The 23,152-nt window shown below is 40.5% G+C and carries 34 protein-coding genes and 1 pseudogene; 5 read left to right on the top strand and 30 right to left on the bottom strand.

Annotation, left to right across the window (positions count from 1 at the left end; all coding sequences use genetic code 11):
* Positions 1–141: 141 nt before the first annotated feature.
* From OCV72_RS00935 to OCV72_RS00795, 29 genes are all read right to left on the bottom strand, one after another.
* Positions 142–711, bottom strand: a complete 570-nt coding sequence (locus tag OCV72_RS00935; protein ID WP_055281190.1) for a bacteriophage Gp15 family protein — start codon at positions 709–711, stop codon at positions 142–144.
* A 6-nt stretch (positions 712–717) separates the two neighbouring features.
* Positions 718–1,122 (bottom strand): DUF6673 family protein, encoded by a 405-nt coding sequence (locus OCV72_RS00930; protein ID WP_055281188.1) that lies wholly within the window; start codon positions 1,120–1,122, stop codon positions 718–720.
* Between the two features lie 22 nt (positions 1,123–1,144).
* Complete coding sequence (locus tag OCV72_RS00925) at positions 1,145–1,648, bottom strand: hypothetical protein (protein WP_055281186.1); 504 nt, start codon at positions 1,646–1,648, stop codon at positions 1,145–1,147.
* 2 nt (positions 1,649–1,650) lie between these two features.
* Positions 1,651–2,079, bottom strand: a complete 429-nt coding sequence (locus OCV72_RS00920; RefSeq protein WP_055281183.1) for a hypothetical protein — start codon at positions 2,077–2,079, stop codon at positions 1,651–1,653.
* Positions 2,066–2,449, bottom strand: a complete 384-nt coding sequence (locus tag OCV72_RS00915; RefSeq protein WP_055281180.1) for a minor capsid protein — start codon at positions 2,447–2,449, stop codon at positions 2,066–2,068. Before OCV72_RS00915 ends, OCV72_RS00920 begins: the two co-directional genes overlap by 14 nt.
* On the bottom strand, positions 2,450–2,860 hold the full coding sequence (locus OCV72_RS00910) for a DUF6751 family protein (protein WP_242859178.1): 411 nt from the start codon (positions 2,858–2,860) through the stop codon (positions 2,450–2,452).
* A complete protein-coding gene (locus OCV72_RS00905; protein WP_055281173.1) occupies positions 2,823–3,191 on the bottom strand; it encodes a head-tail connector protein in 369 nt (122 codons plus the stop codon). The genes OCV72_RS00910 and OCV72_RS00905 overlap by 38 nt, the downstream gene beginning before the upstream one ends.
* Positions 3,192–3,202: 11 nt before the next feature.
* Positions 3,203–4,060: a hypothetical protein gene (locus OCV72_RS00900; protein ID WP_055281171.1), complete on the bottom strand. Its 858-nt coding sequence runs from the start codon at positions 4,058–4,060 to the stop codon at positions 3,203–3,205.
* An 18-nt stretch (positions 4,061–4,078) separates the two neighbouring features.
* The gene (locus OCV72_RS00895) at positions 4,079–4,645 is read right to left on the bottom strand and encodes a phage scaffolding protein (RefSeq protein WP_055281169.1); all 567 of its coding nucleotides are present in this window, start codon (positions 4,643–4,645) and stop codon (positions 4,079–4,081) included.
* 210 nt (positions 4,646–4,855) lie between these two features.
* The gene (locus tag OCV72_RS00890; protein ID WP_055281167.1) at positions 4,856–5,116 is read right to left on the bottom strand and encodes a hypothetical protein; all 261 of its coding nucleotides are present in this window, start codon (positions 5,114–5,116) and stop codon (positions 4,856–4,858) included.
* A 5-nt stretch (positions 5,117–5,121) separates the two neighbouring features.
* Positions 5,122–6,786 carry a phage minor capsid protein gene (locus OCV72_RS00885; RefSeq protein ID WP_242859177.1) on the bottom strand — a complete coding sequence of 555 codons (1,665 nt, stop codon included), beginning with the start codon at positions 6,784–6,786 and terminating at the stop codon, positions 5,122–5,124.
* Position 6,787: 1 nt separating this feature from the next.
* The gene (locus OCV72_RS00880) at positions 6,788–8,095 is read right to left on the bottom strand and encodes a phage capsid protein (RefSeq protein WP_081020969.1); all 1,308 of its coding nucleotides are present in this window, start codon (positions 8,093–8,095) and stop codon (positions 6,788–6,790) included.
* Positions 8,096–8,129: 34 nt separating this feature from the next.
* On the bottom strand, positions 8,130–9,209 hold the full coding sequence (locus OCV72_RS00875) for a hypothetical protein (RefSeq protein WP_242859176.1): 1,080 nt from the start codon (positions 9,207–9,209) through the stop codon (positions 8,130–8,132).
* Complete coding sequence (locus OCV72_RS00870) at positions 9,163–9,501, bottom strand: hypothetical protein (protein WP_055281162.1); 339 nt, start codon at positions 9,499–9,501, stop codon at positions 9,163–9,165. The genes OCV72_RS00875 and OCV72_RS00870 overlap by 47 nt, the downstream gene beginning before the upstream one ends.
* Before the next feature lie 14 nt (positions 9,502–9,515).
* Entirely contained in the window at positions 9,516–10,130 is a 615-nt protein-coding gene (locus OCV72_RS00865; RefSeq protein ID WP_055281160.1) for a hypothetical protein, read from the bottom strand.
* Positions 10,131–10,145: 15 nt separating this feature from the next.
* A complete protein-coding gene (locus OCV72_RS00860) occupies positions 10,146–10,982 on the bottom strand; it encodes a DUF4373 domain-containing protein (protein WP_055281158.1) in 837 nt (278 codons plus the stop codon).
* Positions 10,983–10,997: 15 nt separating this feature from the next.
* Complete coding sequence (locus OCV72_RS00855) at positions 10,998–11,432, bottom strand: RusA family crossover junction endodeoxyribonuclease (protein ID WP_055281156.1); 435 nt, start codon at positions 11,430–11,432, stop codon at positions 10,998–11,000.
* A gap of 110 nt (positions 11,433–11,542) precedes the next feature.
* Positions 11,543–12,286, bottom strand: a complete 744-nt coding sequence (locus OCV72_RS00850) for a hypothetical protein (RefSeq protein WP_081020962.1) — start codon at positions 12,284–12,286, stop codon at positions 11,543–11,545.
* Between the two features lie 14 nt (positions 12,287–12,300).
* A complete protein-coding gene (locus OCV72_RS00845) occupies positions 12,301–12,738 on the bottom strand; it encodes a hypothetical protein (protein ID WP_055281154.1) in 438 nt (145 codons plus the stop codon).
* Positions 12,739–12,757: 19 nt separating this feature from the next.
* Positions 12,758–13,711, bottom strand: a complete 954-nt coding sequence (locus OCV72_RS00840; protein WP_055281152.1) for a recombinase RecT — start codon at positions 13,709–13,711, stop codon at positions 12,758–12,760.
* A gap of 3 nt (positions 13,712–13,714) precedes the next feature.
* Complete coding sequence (locus tag OCV72_RS00835) at positions 13,715–14,593, bottom strand: DUF1351 domain-containing protein (protein WP_055281150.1); 879 nt, start codon at positions 14,591–14,593, stop codon at positions 13,715–13,717.
* A gap of 10 nt (positions 14,594–14,603) precedes the next feature.
* On the bottom strand, positions 14,604–15,263 hold the full coding sequence (locus OCV72_RS00830) for a YqaJ viral recombinase family protein (RefSeq protein WP_055281147.1): 660 nt from the start codon (positions 15,261–15,263) through the stop codon (positions 14,604–14,606).
* On the bottom strand, positions 15,260–15,424 hold the full coding sequence (locus OCV72_RS00825; RefSeq protein ID WP_155515186.1) for a hypothetical protein: 165 nt from the start codon (positions 15,422–15,424) through the stop codon (positions 15,260–15,262). Before OCV72_RS00825 ends, OCV72_RS00830 begins: the two co-directional genes overlap by 4 nt.
* A 3-nt stretch (positions 15,425–15,427) precedes the next feature.
* Positions 15,428–15,700 carry a hypothetical protein gene (locus OCV72_RS00820; RefSeq protein ID WP_055281144.1) on the bottom strand — a complete coding sequence of 91 codons (273 nt, stop codon included), beginning with the start codon at positions 15,698–15,700 and terminating at the stop codon, positions 15,428–15,430.
* Positions 15,701–15,817: 117 nt separating this feature from the next.
* Positions 15,818–15,946 carry a hypothetical protein gene (locus OCV72_RS00815; RefSeq protein WP_262568812.1) on the bottom strand — a complete coding sequence of 43 codons (129 nt, stop codon included), beginning with the start codon at positions 15,944–15,946 and terminating at the stop codon, positions 15,818–15,820.
* Positions 15,947–15,979: 33 nt separating this feature from the next.
* Entirely contained in the window at positions 15,980–16,132 is a 153-nt protein-coding gene (locus OCV72_RS00810; protein ID WP_155515175.1) for a hypothetical protein, read from the bottom strand.
* Positions 16,133–16,147: 15 nt separating this feature from the next.
* On the bottom strand, positions 16,148–16,648 hold the full coding sequence (locus tag OCV72_RS00805; RefSeq protein ID WP_055281142.1) for a hypothetical protein: 501 nt from the start codon (positions 16,646–16,648) through the stop codon (positions 16,148–16,150).
* Positions 16,649–16,659: 11 nt separating this feature from the next.
* Positions 16,660–17,397 carry a phage antirepressor gene (locus OCV72_RS00800; protein ID WP_055281140.1) on the bottom strand — a complete coding sequence of 246 codons (738 nt, stop codon included), beginning with the start codon at positions 17,395–17,397 and terminating at the stop codon, positions 16,660–16,662.
* A gap of 22 nt (positions 17,398–17,419) precedes the next feature.
* Entirely contained in the window at positions 17,420–17,638 is a 219-nt protein-coding gene (locus OCV72_RS00795) for a helix-turn-helix domain-containing protein (protein ID WP_055281138.1), read from the bottom strand.
* A gap of 148 nt (positions 17,639–17,786) precedes the next feature.
* On the opposite strand from OCV72_RS00795, the gene OCV72_RS00790 reads away from it, so the two are divergent.
* From OCV72_RS00790 to OCV72_RS00770, 5 genes and pseudogenes are all read left to right on the top strand, one after another.
* Positions 17,787–18,167, top strand: coding sequence for a helix-turn-helix domain-containing protein (locus OCV72_RS00790; RefSeq protein WP_243863070.1), 381 nt, complete (start codon positions 17,787–17,789; stop codon positions 18,165–18,167).
* On the top strand, positions 18,164–19,186 hold the full coding sequence (locus OCV72_RS00785) for an ImmA/IrrE family metallo-endopeptidase (RefSeq protein ID WP_055281136.1): 1,023 nt from the start codon (positions 18,164–18,166) through the stop codon (positions 19,184–19,186). Before OCV72_RS00790 ends, OCV72_RS00785 begins: the two co-directional genes overlap by 4 nt.
* A 205-nt stretch (positions 19,187–19,391) precedes the next feature.
* Entirely contained in the window at positions 19,392–20,447 is a 1,056-nt protein-coding gene (locus OCV72_RS00780) for an Abi family protein (RefSeq protein ID WP_055281134.1), read from the top strand.
* 180 nt (positions 20,448–20,627) lie between these two features.
* Positions 20,628–22,109, top strand: a complete 1,482-nt coding sequence (locus OCV72_RS00775; protein ID WP_055281132.1) for a recombinase family protein — start codon at positions 20,628–20,630, stop codon at positions 22,107–22,109.
* A gap of 59 nt (positions 22,110–22,168) precedes the next feature.
* Positions 22,169–22,558 (top strand): annotated as a pseudogene (locus OCV72_RS00770) (peptidoglycan-binding domain-containing protein); the annotation flags it as partial.
* A gap of 128 nt (positions 22,559–22,686) precedes the next feature.
* Here the strand turns inward: OCV72_RS00770 and OCV72_RS00765 are convergent.
* On the bottom strand, positions 22,687–23,121 hold the full coding sequence (locus OCV72_RS00765; protein ID WP_055281278.1) for a flavodoxin family protein: 435 nt from the start codon (positions 23,119–23,121) through the stop codon (positions 22,687–22,689).
* Between the last annotated feature and the right edge of the window lie 31 nt (positions 23,122–23,152).

Here is a 23,152-nt window from a genome sequence, read left to right as displayed (position 1 = left end):
TTTTTACTTCTCTCTTACACTCCCGACAGTTAATATATACACCATCACATTTGGCGGTATCATCGTATATCAATAACTTCTTACCGCAACAAGGACACCGGAACCACTTTCTTTCTGTCGGGATCTTAATCATATGCTCCATCACGCAAACATATCTCCAATCTCATAATCTGTCATTTTTCTCTGATTCTTCTTTTTCAGCGCAACTATCTCCTGTATCTTTTTAATTCTCTTACGCTCGTCCTTATCTTTAATTGTCCGGAGATCTATGCTCCGGTACATAATTCTCTGTTTGATCTCTGTCTTTTCCGGAAGGCCAGCAAACAATGTCTGGAACTCCCACCAGTGCATATACGGAATCGTCTGCAGATTAATTCCATACACCTCTCGGAATGCACTGTAAATACACTCTGCATCTTGTTCAAAAGAATACAATTGCTTCGGTGCAGATCCGGTAATACTCTCATCCTCTTCTGCGTTTTCTGTTTTCATTGCCAGAAAATCACCCAATGCATAAACTGCCGTTTCCAGATCATCCGGAATCCCATCTATGTACCACTGTAACAACAGTCGGCACTTAATTTGCCAAGGGACTTTGACATCATCAATCAATTGTATAAAACGGATCCATTCTCTAAAATCGGTTTCAACTAAGAATCTTTCTCCATTTACTCTGACTGTTTTCGGAAATTCTTCGAATAAAATATTCATAACATTTTACCCTTTGTAATGCTGCTTCTTTTTCTTTCCCTGCTGTTTGTTGTAATAACGTCTCTGCTGTCTGTTTCCATGTTCCTGCACGTTATATCGATCATATTTTTCGAAGAACTCTTCTGTCTGAGTATTTTCACATTCTGAAAGTTTCTCTCCTGCTTCTATACATAATTTATAACTTGTTCTCCCTTGGAACATAGCTTCATGCGTTCCTTCCCCGAAAAGATAATCGAAAAAGTTAAAATAGCACTGACACTGAGCTCTAAACAATTCTGCTGTTTTCCCTGTCTTTGGAACTTTAGCTGCATCTTCCGACAGCTTCTCTTGTGCATATTCCAAGTCCGTCAAAAAATCAGCATCTGTAAAATCCACTTCCGCTTCAAAATCTCCAAATTTAAAAAAGCTCATCGGCTCACTCTCCTATCTTTCTTTATTCCGCAAATGTACATGTCTGCCAGTCATCTGTAGTTGTGGCAGTTCCTTTTGTAATCTTTCCGGCTGCTTTAAAGCTTCCTTTGTAGATCAGTGCATCCGTTCCATCACCTTCCGTATCCGGAATCACGCTCCAGTCACGTTTTCTTGCTGTGCAGGTATTCGGATCTTCTGTCTTAACCTCAAACAGATCCACCATTACAATGTTCACCTGTGCATCCGATCCCAGAAGTTCATCATCTGTAATCGTCGCAAGCCTTTTCAGCACCGCATCATTTGTATGTAAATCAAATTCGTAATCCATAGATGGGGCATATCCAACTACGTCTGATCGTTCTGATGCTTCATCCACATACTGCCTGCTGTATTCGGTAGAATTTTTCCCATCTGACATTGATGTGAATCCCGTCATTCTGGTAAATGTCTTACCGTCACCTGTAACATCCATAAACGCAACACGCTTATGTCTGCCTACTAATCTCTTTTTATTATCTCCTGACATTTCTATACCTCCTGTTCATATATCAATCTGCAAATCATCTGATACCGTCCCAGATCAGCTTCTGTGCTAAACAAAAAGCCGGACTGCAACACTTCAACTTTAACAGCTTTGTGCTCGTCCAGCTCTGGGAGAATATCATTCATATTATTTTTCTCAACCCATTCCTCAAAAGCCTGATAAAAACCACTGTTGGCAATCCCGGTTCTTGCATCGCCGTCATATGCTTCCTTGCTTGTGAATGCGAATTGAAACTGTTTCAGACCTCCGCCATCCACATACTTCTTGTAATTCGGATCCGCACCAATCGGATCAATGGAATACTCCATCCCATTTCCAAGATAATTAATGTTAATCTTCCGATCGTCAATATCCGGATTCAACAGCACATAGTCACGAATGCTCTGAATAATCGGTTTTTTACTGTCCTGCAAGTTTCTCAGCTCCTTCTTTAATCTTTTCCTTATGGCTCGCCTTCATCGTTTCGAACCATCTTGCTTTTGTTTTATGTTCATAATACTGCCGACGGGCATAAGGTGTCAGATACTCAATGGAACCGGATCCGATTACTGTGCCAAGCGTTGCCGATTTGATCATCATACCGGTTCGTCTCGGTGTAAGTGGATTCATATATCGCAGGCACTCTGAATCAACAAATTGTTGCGCTTTGGAAAAGCTTTCTGCCTTCCGTGCGGCAAATCCCGGTGCCCACTCAATCTTTGCGGTCACGCTACCGTTTTCATCTCTTGATGTGAATACGCTGCCTCTTGGTGTCGTGATTCGAAATTCTTTTTTCTGTGCCATTTACTCACCTTCAATCTTCCAATGTGGCAATCCGCCAAAGCGATTATCTGACCAGGACAACACTTTGCAGTGCCTCAATCGTACATCTTTCAAATCAGCCGGCTTCTCAATTTCCTGATTATACTCGCCGAGTACAATCTGATCATCTGTCTGAATGGTCCAGTGTTCTTCCGGATCTTCCAGCTTCGCATATTCTTCCGGCGGAAGATACTGATCCGCATTCTCTACATCGGTAGGAATACGGATCTTATATACTTCTGCGCTGTTTAGTCCGGAATCGCCGACGGATGCTTTGTGGTTAACATATATATGCACATTTTCAATAACAGTTCTATGCCAGGTATCGAAACGGGTGAGTGGATCGTATCTGTGGTTATAGACAGTTATCGTTGCATTCGTTAACATCATCATCCACCGCCAAACTCATTAATCCTGTATTGATCAAATACACTTCTGCGATTTCATATAACATCACATTCAATGGCTTACTCGTATCATATGACACGGAATAGCCATCATTATTTTCCGAAGTCTTTCCGTCACGCCGCTCATACTTATATGCACAATCGCACATTTCACAAAGTGCTGTTTTGGCTTGTTCCGGCCAGTTGTCTTCTTTCATTCGATCAAATGTATACTGGTTAAGTCTTGCACTCATTTTTAATTCCAAGGAAATCCAGCGATTCTCTGGAATCAGAGAACCACCAAAAGAATCCTTGTAATATTCATAAGTTACGTTCATAGCATCACTCCTTATGCTGCAGCAGTGTGAACATAAATTGCAACTTTCTTATTGTCTTTCGCTTCTGCAATACCAACTGTTCTGTAACCAAACTTCCATGCATCAGCATCCTGATTCTGTTCTGGAGTAATAATCTTTGAAACAACGTGTTTCTGATTCTGGATAACAGCATTTTTATCTACAATCAAAAAGTCAATCGCTTTTCCTCCGGTTGTTGTGTAACCGCCAGCTCCACCAGCTGTCAGTGTAACTTTGTCAAAGAATCGGCTTGATGGAACTTCCTGAATTCCTGCCCAACCTTCCATTACTTTCTTCGAAGCCGTTGTATCCAGATCTTCAATCATTCCTTTTAAAGTTGTTGAGATATACAGAATGCAGGTCTCTGTTTTTGCCTCTGCATTCTTAATAGCTGTCTTACCCGCACGAATCGCTACAATTCCTGCCTTTCCATCAGCAATTGCCCCAGTTACTCTATTATCGGTAGGTGCGTAATTCGCGTATTTTGCAAGTCTCCATGTGTCTAATTCTGGAACTACCCGTGTTCGCAGAAATTCCCCAGACAGACGACTAAATGCAAGTCCCGCAGTTTCAATATTGTCCATTGCATCTACAGTAAACATACGTCCTCGGTCATAGTCACATTTCTTAGTTTCGTACTCAAGTGTTACATCACCAGCTACATAACCCGTCTGTTTGTTGTAATCGGCTAATCCGCTCATTGTCATCTTCGGAATCAAAATCTCATTTGCATTTGCACCTTCCTGGACTAAATCATTCGGTCCATCCAGCATAGCCGTAATGGATGCCAGCTTATACGCTTCATCAAGCAATGTCGAATACGTTTTTCTTAATGCAATTGTGTTTGCCATATTTTATTACCTCTCTTCTTATTTCTGTGCAGGCAGTCCCATAGCAGCACGAAGAGCAGACATTTCATCGCCACCAATATCCTCTCCGCCATTTCCACCGGTACCACCTACTGCATTGTTAATTGGTTCGTTTGCTCCGAACAGATATCCGTCTGACTTCTTTACATCCTCCAAAGCCTTTTTGATATCTGCGGATTGATTCTTTGATTCTTTCAGAGCATCGATATCCAGCATGGCAATAACAGCCTTTTCGTTTCTTCCGCCGGCAGTCTTGACTGCTTCTTTGATAGAATCCATGAATACACGATCTGCCTCTTTCGCTGCGTATTCATCATCTTTCGCTTTCAGATCTCCCTGAAGCTTTGTGATCTGCCCCTGCAGATCTTTTACATCGACACCTTCAAACTCCTTCAGCTTGGCATTCACATCATCCAGAGAGGCCTTATAGTTGTCTCTCTGCGAAACTGCATTATCATACTCGCTTTTAGTACGATAATTTTCTTTCCAAGCCTTATCAAAATCTGCTTTTTTGTCTGCTGGAACTTCCAGTCCATACTCTTTTAAAATCTCATAAATATTTTTCATAGTTACATTCCTCCTGAAATATTTTATTGACCGCTCTTTCAGCGGTATGGGATATAGCCGGTTAAACCTCCGGCCGGGTAATTGTCCAGTTTATAGCCTTATGGCAGGGCATAAAAATAAGACGCATAACCCTGCGTCTCAAAGGGAGATAAGTGGATCACCTCCTAAAATTGCGTACAAAAATACCACCGGCTTTTCGACTGGTGGTAGCTACATGGATAATACTTTCATATCATTCCATAATTCCTTTAACTGTTTATCATTTATTTTATGTTTATCAAGCATTGCCTTGGCATCTGTATAGAAATTAGTCTCACCTTCTGGACACCTGCATATAAACGGCTCATCATCTCTCCACGAAATATTATATCTTTCTCCATAAAGAATAAACTCGATATCTAATCCTATCTCTATAGCTTCTGACAGCTCAGACAAGTTCTCAAATTTTGCATAATCTTTATACTCAATCATTTCAATCACCTCTTCTCGAGAATATCTTTATTAGCAATTTCATGCCCTAATTTAAGTGGATTATCGTGCTTTGCTTCACGTTTCAAGTTACCTTTTTCACCAAGATACCAGTTATGATAGTGTGGTACAATCGGATGTTCTTTTGAATTTCCGTGATCCGTCATATCTATGTCCAATCTTGGTCTTCCATTATTTCCGTAATATCTACGTCTCTGCAAGGCACCATCTTTGAAATTATCAAACACGCTATTCGGAGTTCCTTTATACGGGATAGAATGGACTTCTCCTATTTGTTTTTTCTTTAGTGCTTGATTCTGCCATTTTACATCTGTAAATGCTTCACTGATAGCTTTCCATTTCTCATTATCATTATATTTCATCTGACCAAAATTAACAAGCGAACCAATAGAATCTCCCAAAACTTCCTTATACCGCTTATACTGAGCCACATCTTTGGATGCATTCTCGATCATTTCACGCGGGAACAATGCATTCTGTCGTTTGCTATTCGTTGCCACTCGACCTTTCGTGTCCAAATAAATACGCTCACGTTCTTCAGTAAGCTTCATCTTCCGGCAGAATCTGGAATACTCATTAAGCTGTCCTTGGTACTTTGCTTTATGCAACAGAATTTCATCTGGATCCGCCTTTCCTTTCTGGAGCAAGCGGACCTTTTCTCTCTGTGCTCTCATTGCTACTTCCATCTGCCGCTGTCTCTGCTTAGCCTCATACAGGGTATATTCCTTATCCCTAAATTTCTTCGGTTCACTCTCTTCCAGATTCTTGGCATCCAACCATTCATCTGTCCAGTTACGTTCTGACAGTCCGGGAAAGAAAGGATAATAGGTGTGATAACAGTTCACACCAAGAAGTCCCGTGACCGTCCCCAGACCACATATCGAATACAACTGTTCCTTGGACCAGACACGCCCCTGCCATACTGCATGAGTCGGTCGTGCACCTGCATGCCACTCAACCTCAAAATACTCTGTTCCGAGTTTCTGAGCATTGTACTCGGATATCTTTCCGGTCATCTGGCTGACCGCTGTCATAACAGCTCGTCTTGCAGCCACATCCACCCGATCAGCTCGTCCGGATGAGTAATCTATCTTCCTGAGTCCGCTGTTCGTAAGCTGTGTAACTACTCGCCTCAAAACGCTGTTATAATCAAATGCACCAGTTACGATATCATAACATGCTGCATCCAGATATCCGGAATATACCTGAGCAAGTGGCGTCAGCACCTTCCTGCCATTTCCGTAATCCAGATAGAATCCAAGAGAATTGGTTACATTCTCCAAATCTTCACAACCCTGATCAATAATTGCTTCTGTGATCTGCTTAAGTTGTTCATTCTGATCATACAGTATATATTCTGCATTGATCTGCTCATATACATCCTTATCTCGAACATATTCCTTTTCGATTACCTTATCGTACAGCTCAAACATCTCCGGATAAGAAGCATTGAGCGTCTTCTTTATTTCCCGTTCAATATCCCCCGAAGAATATCCCAGAATCCGAAGTCGGTTAATCTGCCAGTCTGCTGTACTGGTGATCTCACTAGTTTTAACAATCCTTCGAACAATGTCTTGCATGATTCGTTCTTCCAGATCCTGATATCTGGCAGCGATCTTACCGGCCATCTTATTTTTGTAATCATCCCGCATCTTACTCCATCACCCGATTCTGTTCTGGGATCTTTGACTTTGCGGTCGCTTCGTCCTCGTTGTACCATTTCATGCGATATTCAACCAGACTCATAACACCCATACTCACGTCTTGCCTGTCCTGCTGCCTTTCTGATTCTTCATCTGCCAAGATTGAATCATTGAACTCGCAAGTAAATTCCACACCAGACATATAAGAACCGTTGTAGAAAGCCAGCGCATTTACGAATCCATTTAAACATTCTTCGAGCTTCTCCTGTATTGCAGTAACTCGGTTGTATTTTCTAGTCTTTGATGCAAGCACTTCCGTGGCTGTCTTATCCACTTCCTGTGCGTCAGACAGATCTCCGTAAGCAAGACCAACATTGAACTCAATCTCTCGTTTGTATTCCTCTAATCCCCTCCGAAATGCTTCATCCCTCATTGCAGGAGAATATTCTTTGTAAAGTTCTTTATCTTTACCATCTTCAAGGTTCATTCCTTTGTAAAGACGCTTTTTCAGCCTTGGCAGGTAAGTCTTACCGCCTTTACTCTTTAATGCTCTCTGATCCACGTGAATCGCACGTTCTCCAGAATCATATTCCCAGTCAAGACGTGCTGCCTGCACATCAGCTTTCTTTATCAATCCTTTTGCCGACTCATATATTGATACACCACATGAAGAACTATCCACCTTATTCTCAATTGGATTCTGATAATATCCAAAATCCATTTCTGTCATACCGGTATAAACAATTGGCCCAGGTTGAATATTTGCCCATTCTGCGACTGCTTCCAGGCTACATCTCTGCCCGATATCACTTCTACTCTGCGAATGATAACATTTATTTTCAATGGTCAGATTCCCATTTGTGAAATAATGTCTCTCTACTCTGGTGTAATAGTCATTTTCACCAATACACTTTACAACTAGAAAAGCAATATCATTTGGGACTCCGTTATCGTCAAAACTAATCGGAATGAATTTATCTGCAGCAACATATTCTGTCTTGTCCGGACCAAGCGGTCGGAGAACCATTGCTCCAAGAGCAAGACCGGTCTGCAGCTTCTTGTTCATATCAGATAGACTTTTCTGGAGAACTTTATCCATATTATCATGATTCAGGATCTTAGCTTCCATTTCAACAAGAACAGAATCTGCAAACTCACGGCAGATGCCTTCTTCCAATTTCAAGGATTCTACTGTATCGTCACACCATTCTGCATTCCCTACCAGCATTCTTTTCCATTCATTGATGGCATCGATCATGGTCTGTGACAGTGCCACATCTTTGCCAATTATATTTTTTAATGTCGTGTAGTTAAACATGCTCACTATCCTTCCCCATAGTCTTTTTAAACCATCAAACATTTTCCACCTCTTCTATCAGATCTCGCATATCCCGCTCGATCGTATACTCAAATGCATCCAAGCTGTCAATATCGGTGCTGCCATCATCCAGACGTTCATCCTTATCTTTCACGTCTTTATTCCATACTGCATCCGAAAGTGCTGTCTGCAGGGACTTACAATCCTCTGTGATCCAGAACCTTCCAGCTCCCATCAGTCGGACCGTACATCGAATCCGGTCAATAATGGATGCTTTCTTCGCTTTTCTTACAATTATCCACGGGAACCTCTTTTCCACTGCATTCCGAATGGAATTACCAAGCACCGTCTCCGCATTATCGTAATAAACGGATTCCACATTGCAGTACTCTACATAATCACCATGCTTAACGATCACACCATATTTATCAATGACCTCCTGAACAAAATCACAGAACAGCTGATCCAGCATATTGCTGTCTATATCTTCGCCCTGATCTTTTGCCATGACTCGTTTAGACATGATTCCAATCACATCTCTGTAGTCGTCTGTGTATCCTCTGGCTACAAAAGAATGACCGGACTGATTTCCTCCGAAGTCAAGTCCGATCTCTATCGATACAATATCATTTTTCCGGAATTGTTTATGTTCCGGATTGTCTGCAGGTCCTTCCAGTACTTCACACCGGAATTTCTCCGGATCATCTGCAAATCGTTTATAAATCGCTCCTTCTGCTCTCTTCCATAGCCCAAGAATCAGACGATCGTAATAAATTGTACCTTCATACTCTTTGCACAGCTGCTCAACAAATTCCTGTGGAAGAAACGGATTATCAAAGATTGTGTATCTCTGCAAATAGATATCCAGTTCGTCATTATCCAGAAACTCCTTGCTCCGGAACTTACAAGTCTTACACAGGTGCCGGTCTGAATTGTCTACCGGTTCCTTTTCTTTCTTCCGGAATCTCGCTGCATGATACCCGACTGTTCCGAACGGGATACCGGTCTGATCAGCAATCTCACGATTGGTATATCCTTCCTCTACAAGCTTCCGGATCTTCTCTTTCTTATCTTCGATATTGTCCGCCGGAAGATCTATCGTTTCTTCTTCCATCCTTTCCTCCGGCTCCGTTGGGGGGGGTAATACTTTCCTGTGTTTCATACACTGCCTGGATGATTTCTTCCGGATCTACCTGATCAGTTCCTGTCATCTCTTGCACAGCCTGTTCAAAATCCGGATTTACGACTGCCGGCACATCTACCAGAAAGTGATTCTCTGGTCGATCAAGGATATCTGACAACGGCATTGCATTCATGCCGCCGTCTTCACCTATCCAGAGTGCTGTTACAGGTTTTCCTTTTATGTAATACTCCAATGCTTCTTTTGAGCTCTTCTCTACTAACATTGCTTTCTCTCCATCTATTTTTCTTCCAGAGCCATTTCACTAAATCTTTTCAGCACTTCCGGAATATTCATTCTCTCAATCGTATCTTTCGCAAGGTTCTCTTTCAGTTTCTGCTCAAACGAATTTATCAGAGATTCCTCTACTTCCCTCTTAGCACTTGCAATCAGGGTTTCGACCTTCTTTCCAAGTTCCTTTTCCAGATACTGTCCCGTAAGAAGATCGGCAGCTGATAATTTTCTATCACTGGAATAGCTTGCAATGCATCCATCTCTATCGTATCTCTTTTCTGTAAGGAACAATTCAAACCTTTCTCCTACATACTCGGACAGAGGTTTATACGTTACCTCTTCACTCCAAGTGTTCTTCTTTTCCGGAATAATAATCTTTCCAATCTTCTCCTCACACACATTCGCAACGAACTGGTCTACGGTTGCCTGTATCGTTCCTTCCGCTTCAAGAATCTTTTCTGCGATTTTATCATCAACTGCTTCCACAGCTTCTGTTGTTGCTTTTTTTAGAAGTGCATCCTTAATACCACTAACAACTTGCTCCTTGATTTCTTCATCAATTGTATATCCGTCTTCTCCATCCACCCAGTCCAATTCTACCTCAATATTAAATTTCGCCATTATAATCCTTCCTTTCTACTTTTCAATCAATCCCATATACATCTCCTGATCATAAGATCTGCCATCAAAATTATTAAAGTTGTCCTTCTTCTTTGCCGGTGATGTCCTCTTTCCTTTCTTCATTCCTCGAAATTCCTTATAACCACCAGCCGTTGCCTTCTTCACGATGGCAATCTGTTCCTCTGTCTTATTACTCAGATTCAACAGATCTTCCCTCAGAGCCTGTACCTGTTCCGGAAGAATCGATCCATAGTTATGTTCTCGAACAAGAAGATACATCTGGAAAGCCGATTCAAGTTCCGGAGACTGAAATACTGTATTATTTTTATTATTATTTACTTTACTTTTATTTGCGGATTTTTCCGTGGAATTAGATTCGTTTTTCCCGGAAAAACTATCGCATTTCCCCGGAATATCTTCAAAAAGAGTGCACTTAATAAAAGGTTCCGTATCTTCCTTTTTCAGAAGCCAGTACCTACCTACTTCCAGCGGCTCTTTGCTCTTACGCATTCTTTCTTTAATACCGAGCTGATACCGTCTCTGTATCCCGGCAGAGGTCAAGACCTTGTCCGAACTAAACAGTGTGTTATCAAACAGTGACTTATTTAGCAGGAAGTTCAAGACCTGCTTCACCTTATTTTGATCTATCCCTAATTCGTCAGAAATGATATACAAAAAATCTTCATCCGCTTTTATGTAATATCCCTGCCTGTAGATCTCACATAATAAAAACAGGTAGATCATCACTCCGTCCGACCTGTATCTGGCCTTGACGATTCTGATCTTATTATCCTCAAAAAAATCTATATCAAATGGAAAGTAAAGAAGGCCTTTGATCTTCGGTCTGGCCATGCTGCACCTTCTTTCCTATCCCTTATATTCTTCCACGGTAACGTCCAGTCCTTCCAATGAAGAATAGACTTTCTTTGCCACTACCATAACGATCTGTGTATCATCATGGTATGCAACGCCGTTCAAGGCATCTGCTACAACTTTTACGATATTATCAACATCCGGCTTCTTAAGCGGAAGTTCCTTTCCATCCAGCATAAGAGCTGTACGTTTCTTACTGGTACTCTTTGGTGGAAGAAATCTTGCCACGATCCGAAGAGTTACCGGCTTGCCCCGTTCCAGGAACATTCCATTGCATTTATTCAGGAACCGGTCTTTAATGTAATTCTCATACAACAGATCTGTTTCCGGTGTATAAGACATCGTATTTCCGGTATGCTTATTTCTGACCGTCTTTGCCCTTGCTTTTCCCTGGGGCTTGCCCGGAACATGAAATGTCACAGCATTCATCCATTGCTCCTTTCTTTCCATGGGATAGCAATAAATAATCATCTATCCCATGGAATACTGCATAATCAATAAGTTGCATTCGTGATACAATCCAAAAGGAAGTACAAACCTTAAGCAATGACTGTGATCTTATGTTTCTCTAATTCTTCACTCAGTTCAAACTCCAGATATTCCTTGATCTTTTTCATGACTGCATTCTTCCATAAACCACCATCAGCTTCTACCAGTTTAAATGCCGGTCCCCGGTCTCCGTCCTTAATACGGAATACATAAGAACTCTCCGGCTGTTCGATTTCTGCAAATGTACGGTATGGTCTTAACTTAACCGGATTCGGTACGATCACATCCGCCAGCTCTACACCCGTTTTAATCGTTGTCTTCTGAGATACCCCGTCATCTGAATAATTGGCAGTTGTTCCGGATTTAATATTACCGGCAACCTGCATGATCGTAACGAGATCCTCTGTCTCTACAAAGTTTGCCTGTAGCTCGATCAGAAAACGTTCCTGATCATAATAGCTGTCAAACGAGAACTCATTTACAATCGCCCTGGCATCGATCAGAGTCTCTCTGTTTCTTTCATCAATCAGCCCGGAATATAACAGAACCTTTGTAGGACTTACCACATGGATAATAGAAGATTCCCTTAACTCTTCCGGTTTTCCTTTGATATAATCCACCAGTGCTGTCAGCGTATTCACCTCAATATCTGACGCCATTGGGAATCTGTGATATCTGGTAAGACCATTGTCAGTGCAATAGGTTCTTCCTTCAATCTCTACCAGCTTTGGCTCCATGCTCTTTTCTTTCAAACCTGTAATATACTGTAATGCTTCTTTTAATCCTTCCATCATCTTACTTTTTCTCCTTACGCTTCTCTTCTTCTAAGATCTACAACTTTACTTCCAGCAGTGCCTACAATTTCACCTGTATCTGTATCCACTGCCTTGCCTTCAACTTCCACTACGTTCTCAGGAACAACTCCCGGCACATCATTTACCGACATCTGCCCCGGGATCTGGTTACCCATTTCAATTGCTTCTACCTCGCCGGTCTGCAGGTTCTTGCCCATACTGAAAGCAGTAACAGCTCCGAGTGCCGGTGCAAGTGTTGTCTTCGTCTGTACACCGGTAGCAACAAAATTACGCTCTGCATTCGGTTTAAATGCAATTGTGACTGTAATCTTTCTTGTAGCACCGGCATCCGTATTAGGGTTTTGGATGTTCTCTGTCACCTCTTCGATGGCTCTGTTCACCTGTGCAGAAAATGCTCCATTTGCAAACTTTTCTAAATCTACATGTTTCATTGCTTATGTACCTCCTGTGTTATTTATTGAAAAACTCCGCTTCGATATCGGATGCTTCTCTCTGATCTAATTCTTTCTCAAGCTCCGGCTCTTTCGTTTCCGGCTGCACCTCTTTAATCTCCTGTTCTGCTACAACATTATCGTTGTCCAATTCTTCTGCAGCATTTTCTACATAGTCTGCAGATCCATCTTCCTGAATAACTGCCATGTCTTTATCAATTGCCTTCTGCAGATCAATACTCATGATTCCCCACTTGCTGATCAACTGTCTTAACATGGTTTTCAATGCCATACCATCAAAATCTTTAAACCAAAAAGAAGAATACTTCCAGAGATCTTTTTCTGGAATTTTGCCCTGCTCTAAAAGTTCCAAAGTCTTTGCTCCGCCGTTTCTGCCGAATGCAGGTGAATATTTTTCCGCATGTGCCATCATTTTCTTTTTGGACCAGTACATTGTTTTCCGAAATCCATTTTCATATTCAAACATGGCATAATATCCCATCGCCGGAGTCTCTTCACGGATCACATCATCATCAATCAGCTCTACTTCAATTTCTTCATCAAGTGGATCGTATCGGATCAGTTCCCCTTCCTTAATAGCAAGCACATTCAGTTTTTTGTAATATCCAGAACGCTCCGCCAGCTGAATATAGCCTTTATATCCAAGTTGGAACTGTGCTTCTTTACAGCCTTTCTTCCTATTGTCGAACGGAACCATATAAAACTGTCCCAGCTGCGGAGAAGGGGAAAGATTCAACGCCTCTCCCAAAAGTGCTGCAGACAAGATACTCGGATTCGTACATTCCTGTAATGCCGGTGTTGCCTGGGCTGCAGACACAATACTTGAAATAAATCTTGTCCCGTTCTTTCCACCTACCACATTATTAATCTGTTTCTTAACAGCATCCTGTGACAGATATGCCGTTAATCCCATTTTTGCCGGCTTTTTCGCCAAACTGTTATTTACTGCCATACTTTATTCCACCTTTCCAAATTTTAAATTGTTCTGTTTCATGTAATCACGTAATGCCAGAATCTGTTCTTTCGTTCCCCATACACGGAAATCTATTCTCATAACCGGTTCTGAAACAACTCTTGTATAGTCATTCTCCTCGGCTTTTTTAGGCGCATCATGAGTATCCGCAGCTTCTTCCGGATTCTCTGACTCTTTTCCTGCAGCAGCTTCCTCTGCTTTTCTTCTCTCTTCCTCAGCTTTCTGTCTGGCAAGCGCTTCTTCCTTTCTCTTCTGAATGTCGGCCAGCTCCTGTCCTTTCTTGATTGCCTGCGTAAGATCCAGTGTTTTCTTATAGACTTCCATTGCTTCGAAGCTGAATTCCGGCAATCTGCTGATTGTCCCAACTTCCTCACCGATTCTATACATCGTTTCTTTCATCTGGTTTTCTACTTTCGACAGCGCTACTGATGCATTCAGCCACTTCTCGTCCCAGATCATTTCAAGTGTCACAAACTTCTGGAAGCCGATAGATTCAAATAGTTCCTGGACTGCCTTCCGCTTTTCCTCTCTCTTGATCTGCTCGACTTCTTTAATCTGAACATCAATTGCATTAATCTGTTCATCAACCAGCGCAAGAACTTCTTTTACTTCTTTTTCAAATCTATTGCATGGCTCCATGCACAGCTTTTTAACACGTTTCCGCTCATCATCAATTGCCCCGCGAAGCTTATTTAAGTTTGCCCTGTCTTTCTTTCCCTCGGAAATAGTCTCTTCTGTAAAGACCAATCCGTTGTACTCTTTCATCTTCTCGGCAATTGCTACCTTCAGTTCCTCATTGTTCCACTTGATTTCTGGTACAAATCCATTCTCCTGTGGACTGAAGATTTTTAACTCCAACATAAAATACCTCCTATATTTCCGGGAGAATCAGTGGAGGCTTTCTCCCGCTCTCCACATATCTCCAAAATTTTTCTTCTTCCTGCTGCAGCATTATAAGATCATCTTCCACATCACTTCTTTCGATGAAGTAATGTTTGACTGTTGTACGCTTTTCATTACCCCAGTCGGTATTCAAATGCGCTCTCAGAACTACGAACTGCCAACCGGTTACCAAAAGATAATGCAGTACCTGTATGTAATAATTATCTGGAATCCGGTCCTTCCATTTTTCGTACTGCATGGACTGCAGGATATTTGTAGTTTTAATCTCTAAGATTCCCTTGCGACCTTCCCGATCGGTCAGCTCGCCATCAAGAGACGCCTGCATGAACGGATGGTCCTTACTCTGCAGAATCCGGAATTCATGATGTTCCACCTGATATTCCGGATAATCCAGTTTAAATAATTCCCGGATGTATTCTTCTGCTTTCTTTCCATAAATCACACACGGCTTGTCCGAAATGTCTTTCGGTATTACCCTGCCAATCTTTTCTTCAAACAGATCAATATTACTTTTGTATGGATTCATCCCGACTACAGCACTTGCATCGCTGCCACCGATCCCGTTCATTCTGCCTTTTAACCACTGTTGTTCATTTTTGAAATCATAAGCCTTAAAAATATCATTCATATCTGATACCCTACTTCCGCACAAAGCTGCAATGCTCTATTCCGGTGTTCGCTCTGGTTCTTTAACTGCAGTTTCTTTTTACTTTTCTTTTCCTCCTGGCAGTCACATGGTTCTCCAGGATCTAAATTTGCCCCGCATAACGGACATTCGTTGTAATACATTCTCTATTCCTCCGTATTTCTGGCAACTACTTCTGCCAAGGTCTGTACAACATCAAAGATACGGGTCACAGCACGATATGCCTCGAGTTCTGTCTCAGAAAAAGGTTCCGAACCATTCAGGTGGCTCGTTATTCTTTTACATAAACCCGCCGCAAATCCGCTGAGTTTCTCCTCTTCTTCCCTTGCAGCACCTTCAGGAATTGTATCTGCCATCGCTAAACCAATGTACATTTTCAATTCTGTCTCTGTAATTTCATATTTCTTTTCTTCTGCCATTTGACTAATTCCCTTTCTTCTCATATAATATAGTTGACTAATTTCTTGAGCGCCCAAAGCTTGCCGGCTTATACGGGTGCTCTTTTTTGATTTCTCCTTGCAATGTCCTCACCTCCTTCACCTTACAAGCAACCAGATAAATAACATTGCATCAAATGCAAGTCCGATTGCGGCGCCGATCAGGATCTCAAACACCGTTTCTCTGATGATTCTCTGCCATTTTGTTCTTGGTCCTCTCCTTTTCATGCTTGTCCTCCCTTCTACCGCCTAAGCGGTTTTCTACTTCTGGTATCCTAAATATCCAACAGAATTCCCGTTTAACTCATTCACAGCTTCATCCTTATCTTTTTCCGCCATAGTATCCATATCTCTTTCAGAAATAAGACTTCCATCTTCTTTTCGTATAAGTCTTAAAATAAATATATGTTTCAAAACTGCATCACCTCTTTATAGGTTATGTATTATGGTTTGTACTTGTTGCGGTTCTCTTTTATCTTTTTTTGTTAAATCAATAAATTCTTGTAATTGGTCTCGGTTTAATGTAACAAGTTCTTTCATAAGTTTTAATAAATATGGCTTTGCTTTCAATTCATTCATTATTTCACTTCTTGCTTTAAATATCTCCGACTCTCTTTGCGCTTCCGAATGAAAGTCAAACCATCTCCAATATGCCGCCGTTTGTCCATCAATGATATTTAATTCATGGCTAAATAAATATTCAATCCCTGTATTAAACAATCTAGCTAAACCAAATGCTTCATCGCAAAGAATCTCTTCTCTCCCAGTTAATTTACTCCACACTTTCAAATCATCTTCTTTACGATATCTTCCTAACCCCATATGTTCAGCAATCGTACAGATAGAACAAGTTAACTCCTTTACCTCTGCCATAAGATTTGGATACTTGTAAGCGCTAAGCATTTCATTCGTTAACTCTGATAATCTCATTGGCTATTCTCCTATGCTAAAAATTTGTTGATAAAATACTGCTGACCTTTGCCTGTCACTTTGGTTGTCTTATTGATTCTGACTGAACCATCCGGATTATTCACTGTACTTTCCTTAACTTCAAATAATCCAAGCTCCATTGCTTTCTGAGTTGGCATATTCCAATCAGCACCTTTTCTTTTAATTAAGTAGCTATTCTCTCTAAGCCATTCAAAGAGTCTCTTCTGCCCTGTCTCAACACCGTTCTGTTTCAGTAGCTTCGCAAGGTCTCCGATCAAAATGGATGTATGGCTCGTAGATACCGCATCTGCAAATATTTCCTTAGGTTTCATTCGCTCGATTTCATTACTCTGCTGTTCAATAGTTTTCTGTGCTTCCAGTACCGCCATTGCCAATAGCTCTTTCCCTTCTGGCTTTGACATCTGATAAGAACCTGTCTTTCTAATTGCCGGAAGCACTTCGCTTGTTACCCAGTGCTTAAATCTCCTGGCTGACTCTAACTTACTTCCAAAGATTAATGCATATAAGCCAGATTCGTTGATTACGGTCACATCTCTCTTTTGACCTGCACTGTCAATTTGGCAGACCAGCTTGTCTTCGTCCATAATATGCTTTTTCAATGCCCCGAATGTGTCTGCGTAGCCAAGAGCTGTCGCAACATCTTTTCCAACAAACCACGGTTCATTATCAATAGTTACTGTTCGGATATTACCGAACTCTTCTGAATTGTAAATTTTCACTTCATTCATATAGCTCTCCTTTTTTCGCATTTCATGCGACAAATTGACTAAAAAAAATTTCATTCACTTCTTCTCTTGTCATTCCAAGTTCTTTGCTAATAGCATCGGCTTCTTTAATAAGGAACGTCTGCCCATTAGCGGAAAGTCTGCGATAAAACGTTGCTCTATCCATTCCAATTCTTCCTGAAAGCTCATCAACGTTTACGCCAAGCTCCACCATTTTTGCTTTTAACTTATTTACATTTACCATTTTTTCACCTCCTTATTTTTCGCATATCATGCGACTAATTGTATATTACATCACCGTCTTTCATAAGTCAATACTTTTTTCGCACATTGTGCAACTATTTATTGCATATATGCGATTTACGAGTTATAATACATTTAGAAGGATGGTGATGAAAATGACAATAGGTCAGAGAATCAAAAATAGAAGAATAGAACTGAATCTCAGCGTTGATGAAGTAGCAGAAAGACTTAATAAAAATAGAGCTACAATTTATAGATATGAAAAAGATGATATAAAGGAACTTCCGATTACCGTACTCGAACCTCTTGCAAAAGTACTGGAAACAACCCCAGCCGACTTAATGGGATGGGAGTCCACACCAAATGAAAAAGCAGGGGAAATTATGAATCATTCAAAAGAATTCGAGTTTCCACTAAATATTAGATCGGCTGCTCGAGATCTAATGGATTTATCCGATTCCGACCAAGAATTAGCAATAAATATGATTCACTCTCTTGCGAAAAAGGGAAGGAAGGCAAATGAAGATTGAATATTCTAAATTATGCAAGATATGATTATTGCTTAAAAAAAGCATGTGAATTTTTAGATCAATATTCAATACATTCTTTTCCCGTTGATCCATTTGAAATAATTAAAAAGGAAAAATACGGTCTTATGAAATATTCTGAATTGGCAGATGAATTCGATTGTTCTATAGACAAAGTATGTACCTGCCTAAGAAGTTCAGATGGTAAAACGATATTAGAAAATGATTATTATTCAATTGCATACAATGATTCTAAACCAATTACGCGCATTCGTTTTACATTAATGCACGAACTCGGACACATATATTTGAATCACTTGGTAGATTTTGAGAAAACAGAAATGTTACGCAATGATAAAATCGCCTCATCTTTGACAAAACAAGAATGTCGTGTATTGGAAAACGAAGCAAATGCTTTTGCTAGAAATGTTTTGTCTCCAGTCTCAATGTTTCTGACATTAAAAAATAAATCCGTAAGCAATGTTGCCTATACTTTTGGCCTCTCTGTCGCTGCTGCTGAAACACGAATCGACTTAATAGATACGGATGCCAAATTGATAACTGGATTAAATTTGTCACAAAAAATGATGCTTGTATACCGACGTTTTATGAATAAACGTAAATGCATTGTATGTAATGCTCAATTTTTTAAAACTTATAATTATTGCCCAATATGCGGCGGTAAAAATACACTAAAATGGGGAGATGGAAATATGATTTATCCAAAATTAGACACTCACGAAAATGGAAAATTAACAGAATGTCCAAACTGTTCAAACGAAGAAACTGATGTAGAAGGGAATTTTTGTCAAATTTGTGGGGAAAATCTTGTGAATAAATGTTCCAATAATGACTGTTATTATAACGAACCTTTACCTTCCAATGCTCGCTTCTGTCCTATTTGTGGAAGTTATTCTACATTTTACAATGCAGGATTTTTAAAAGAATGGGACTATAACGAGACTGCTAGCGGATTTATGGATATCCCAGATTCAATAGATGAAGGACTTCCATTTAACTAGATATTTCCCGTTTAACAATTGGGAAAGATAAATTAGACCCTACACAAAATGGCTTATAACAATTTTATAATTTTTTTCGAGGAATACTTGACATCATTTTTACATATGATATAATATCACTGTTTAGTGAAATGGCTGGTATCCGGTCACAAGAAGAGCCTCGAGATTTTTTCTCGGGCTCTTTTTGTATACAAAGGAGTTGCACATGAACGATTATGTATATACTACAGTAGAAGAACAAATTGAAAAACTAAAAAAACAACAACTCACTATTATCGACGAATCTGCTGCAATGGCAAAATTATCTACTTATGGTTATTATAATATTATCAATGGTTACCGAGATCCTTACATTACCCGTTTATACGGCGAAAAAGTATATAATCCCGGCGTAACATTTGAACAGATTTTTGCATTATTTACTTTAGATCACAATCTACGCAATGCTGTTCTACTTTCTATGATAGACATCGAAGAACATCTTCGTGCAGTTGTTGCTAATATTGTAGGTAAAGATTTCGGTATAGATCATCATCAATATTTAAAGAAAAATAATTACCGAGACAAAAAAGTTTCTGATTCTTATTTTAGAAGAGATAGAATTTTAAAAACACTGTTTGATTTAGCTGAAAAATCCAACAAAGAACCTATTCAATACTATAGGAATAAATATGGATATGTACCTCCGTGGATACTCCTCAAAGGTGCATACTTTGGTACGTTGGTCAATTATATAAGATTTCTAAAAAAGAAGCAACGTGACATTTTAATTCGAGAATTATACGGAGACATAGTATCTGATGAAAACGAAGAATACTACAAGGACCTGCTCTCCGATACTCTTTTTCTATGTTTAGAATACCGAAACTTAGCTGCACACGGTGGTCGAGTATATAATTTCTCCGCCAAGCAACATTTACGTGCTGATAAAGCAACTGCGTATAATGGAATTTCTCGGTTATTATTTGCACTTAATTGTTTTCGGTTCAAACAACCATACACCCGATTACAAGGTGCTATTAATAATTCACTTAATGAATATTGTCATTCTTACCCAGATGATATTAGTCGATTAGAGCAAGCACTTGGCATACATATAGAGGTGAAAAATTATATTTGGATTAATCGGAAAACGCAAAAATACCACACTAATCCTCATTGTAGCGGGTCTATTAATTGCCAGAAAATTCCCTTTAATCATGCTATAGATTTAGGATATGTTCCTTGTAAAAAATGTTGTCCACCACATTTAAATGAATAATTAATAAAACCGTCCCTGCTACCAACAGAAACGGCTTATTGAATACTATACAGTGCCAAGGCACGATATAACATTCCCTGAACAAGAATATTGTATCACAAAAATCCAGCACCGTATAGGTGTTATTTTTGTACCCATTTTTGTGCGACATCGCACATATAATTACAGGAAGGTGATGCAATGAGCGTAAAATATGCATACGGCTACATCCGTGTATCCACACACGATCAGGAAGAGATCTCCCCGGACTCCCAGGAGCATCTCCTCCGGGACTATGCAGCCAAGAACAATATTGTAATCCTGAAGATCTTCACGGACCTAGGTATCTCCGGAAGGAAAGCCAACAAGCGTCCCGGCTTTCAGGAGATGATCGGACTGGCCAAAGGTGATGACCATCCAGTCGATCTGATCCTGGTATGGAAGTTTTCACGATTTGCCCGGAATCAGGAAGAAAGTATAGTATACAAATCTCTGCTAAAGAAACAACACAATGTAGATGTCTTGAGTGTGTCCGAGCCACTCTCCGACAATCCTTTTGGCAGCCTGATCGAGCGTATAATCGAGTGGATGGATGAATATTACTCTATCCGGTTATCCGGTGAAGTGCATCGTGGAATGAAAGAAAATGCACTCCGCGGAGCATACCAGGCACGTCCGCCGCTTGGCTACAAAGTTGTGGAGCATGGCAAGCCGCCGGTGATTGTTCCGGAAGAAGCAAAGATTGTTCGGACTATATTCGAAAAATACACAAATGAAGGCATGAGCTTCTTTGATATCGCCAGATACCTAAATTCTTTAGGACTCAAGACTTCGCACGGAAAGCCATTTGAGCGAAGATCTGTCGAATACATCATTCAAAACCCTTCCTATTGTGGCATGATCCGGTGGAACCGGACAGAGAACAGCACCAATCGTATCAAAGATAAGGACGAATGGATTGTTACAGAAGGGCAACAGCCGGCTATTATATCAAAGGAATTGTTTGAATCGGCACAGGAACGATTTAAAGCCACCTACAAGCCGGTCGGCAAGCGCCCCTCTTCCACTTATAAGCACTGGCTCTCCGGACTGCTGAAATGCCCGGATTGCGGACGCACCTTAACCTCAACCACTATGAAACGAGTCAATGAGGAAAAATATTCTTACTTCTCCTGCTACGGATATAGCAAAGGAAAATGCAAAAAACCGAACGGCATCAGCTCACTGGTCCTTGAAAAGGAAGTTCTGGCCAGTATCAAAGAAGTATTGGATACCAAAGATATTGTCTATGAATTGCGTGAATATCAGCCGACAGAGCAGTTTGATGAGCGCAAGGCTATAACAGAACAATTGGAAAGTTTAACCGGCAAAGAGGAACGAATAAAAGCCTCCTACCGGGAAGGGATTGATACACTGGAAGAATATAAAGCGAATAAAGCTATCATTCAGAAAGAACGTGAATCCTTAGAACAACAATTAAAGGATTTGAAAAAGGCAGCGCATAAATCTGATCAGGATCCGGCGGATGCTATGCTGCAGAAGGTACGGAGTGTGTATGATATTCTCATCTCCAACAATTATACATACGTGCAAAAGAACGAAGCCCTGAAGCAGATCATCGACAAGATTATCTACGATCGCAAAAACGATTCTCTCAAAATCTACTTTTTCTTATACAGGTAAAATGCCCGCAAACCCAGTAAAATCAAGAGTTTGCGTGTACTTTATAGGTTATGACAATTTGGTTGACACAATGGGGATCCAAATCATTAGGCGATCAGGGCTACTCCCCTATCGAAATCCTACGCTATTATTATGGTGATGACATGTACATCAACACCGCCGAAGCCATCTCCGGCATTCCGTCCTCCTGGCCTGGTTATACTCTGAAGATTGGCTCATCCGGCAACAAAGTCCGGCAGATGCAGGAGCAGTTAAATGTGATTGCAGGTGCTTATCCGGCTATTCCAAAGATCACTGCTGACGGTATCTATGGACCGGCAACTGCCGAAGCTGTCCGGGTATTTCAAAAAGTCTTTGGACTGCCTCAGACCGGAGAAGTGGATTATACGACCTGGTATAAGATATCGGAGATATATGTGGGGGTATCGCGGATTGCGGAATTGAACTGACAACCATTTTCCCCACATGGGAAAATGCTAACTTTGAGTTCTACGTCACCTAATGCTTTAAAAAGGCATGAAAAAAATGTCCATTCATTTTTCGCATGCCTTTTGATTATATAATCTGAATTTTTCAATTAGTGTAATCCTTTTACGAAGTCCACTGCATTTTTCATATCCTCTTCATCTGGATGCCCTTTAGCAATACCACCAACCAGTTTAAATGGACCGAATGTGTCATACCCTTTACAGCCAAATTTTCCAACCACACTGGCATGTTTTTTATTCAAAATCTGTTCTATAGATTTAAAATTTGCACTTCCACCATAAGTACAGATCAGAAATACCTTTTTGTCGGCTGATAAATTCTCCTCAGAAAATTTTAATATTGACTGGTGGAATTTTGAATAATAGATTCCTGATGCGAACCCAATCATATCATAATCATTTAAATCTGCGTTCATTTGTTTTATAGCATCTATCAAATCTACCTGACATTCTTCTGCTATCCTTTTTACTAATTTTTCCGTATTTCCATGATGCACAGATGTGTATACAATCGCTTTTCTCATTTTTCTTCCTTTCTGCTCCGTCAATCCATTC

The sequence above is a fragment of the Dorea amylophila genome (assembly GCF_025567265.1).
Taxonomy (GTDB): domain Bacteria; phylum Bacillota; class Clostridia; order Lachnospirales; family Lachnospiraceae; genus Dorea_A; species Dorea_A amylophila.
This window is presented reverse-complemented; position numbering and strand designations above follow the sequence as displayed.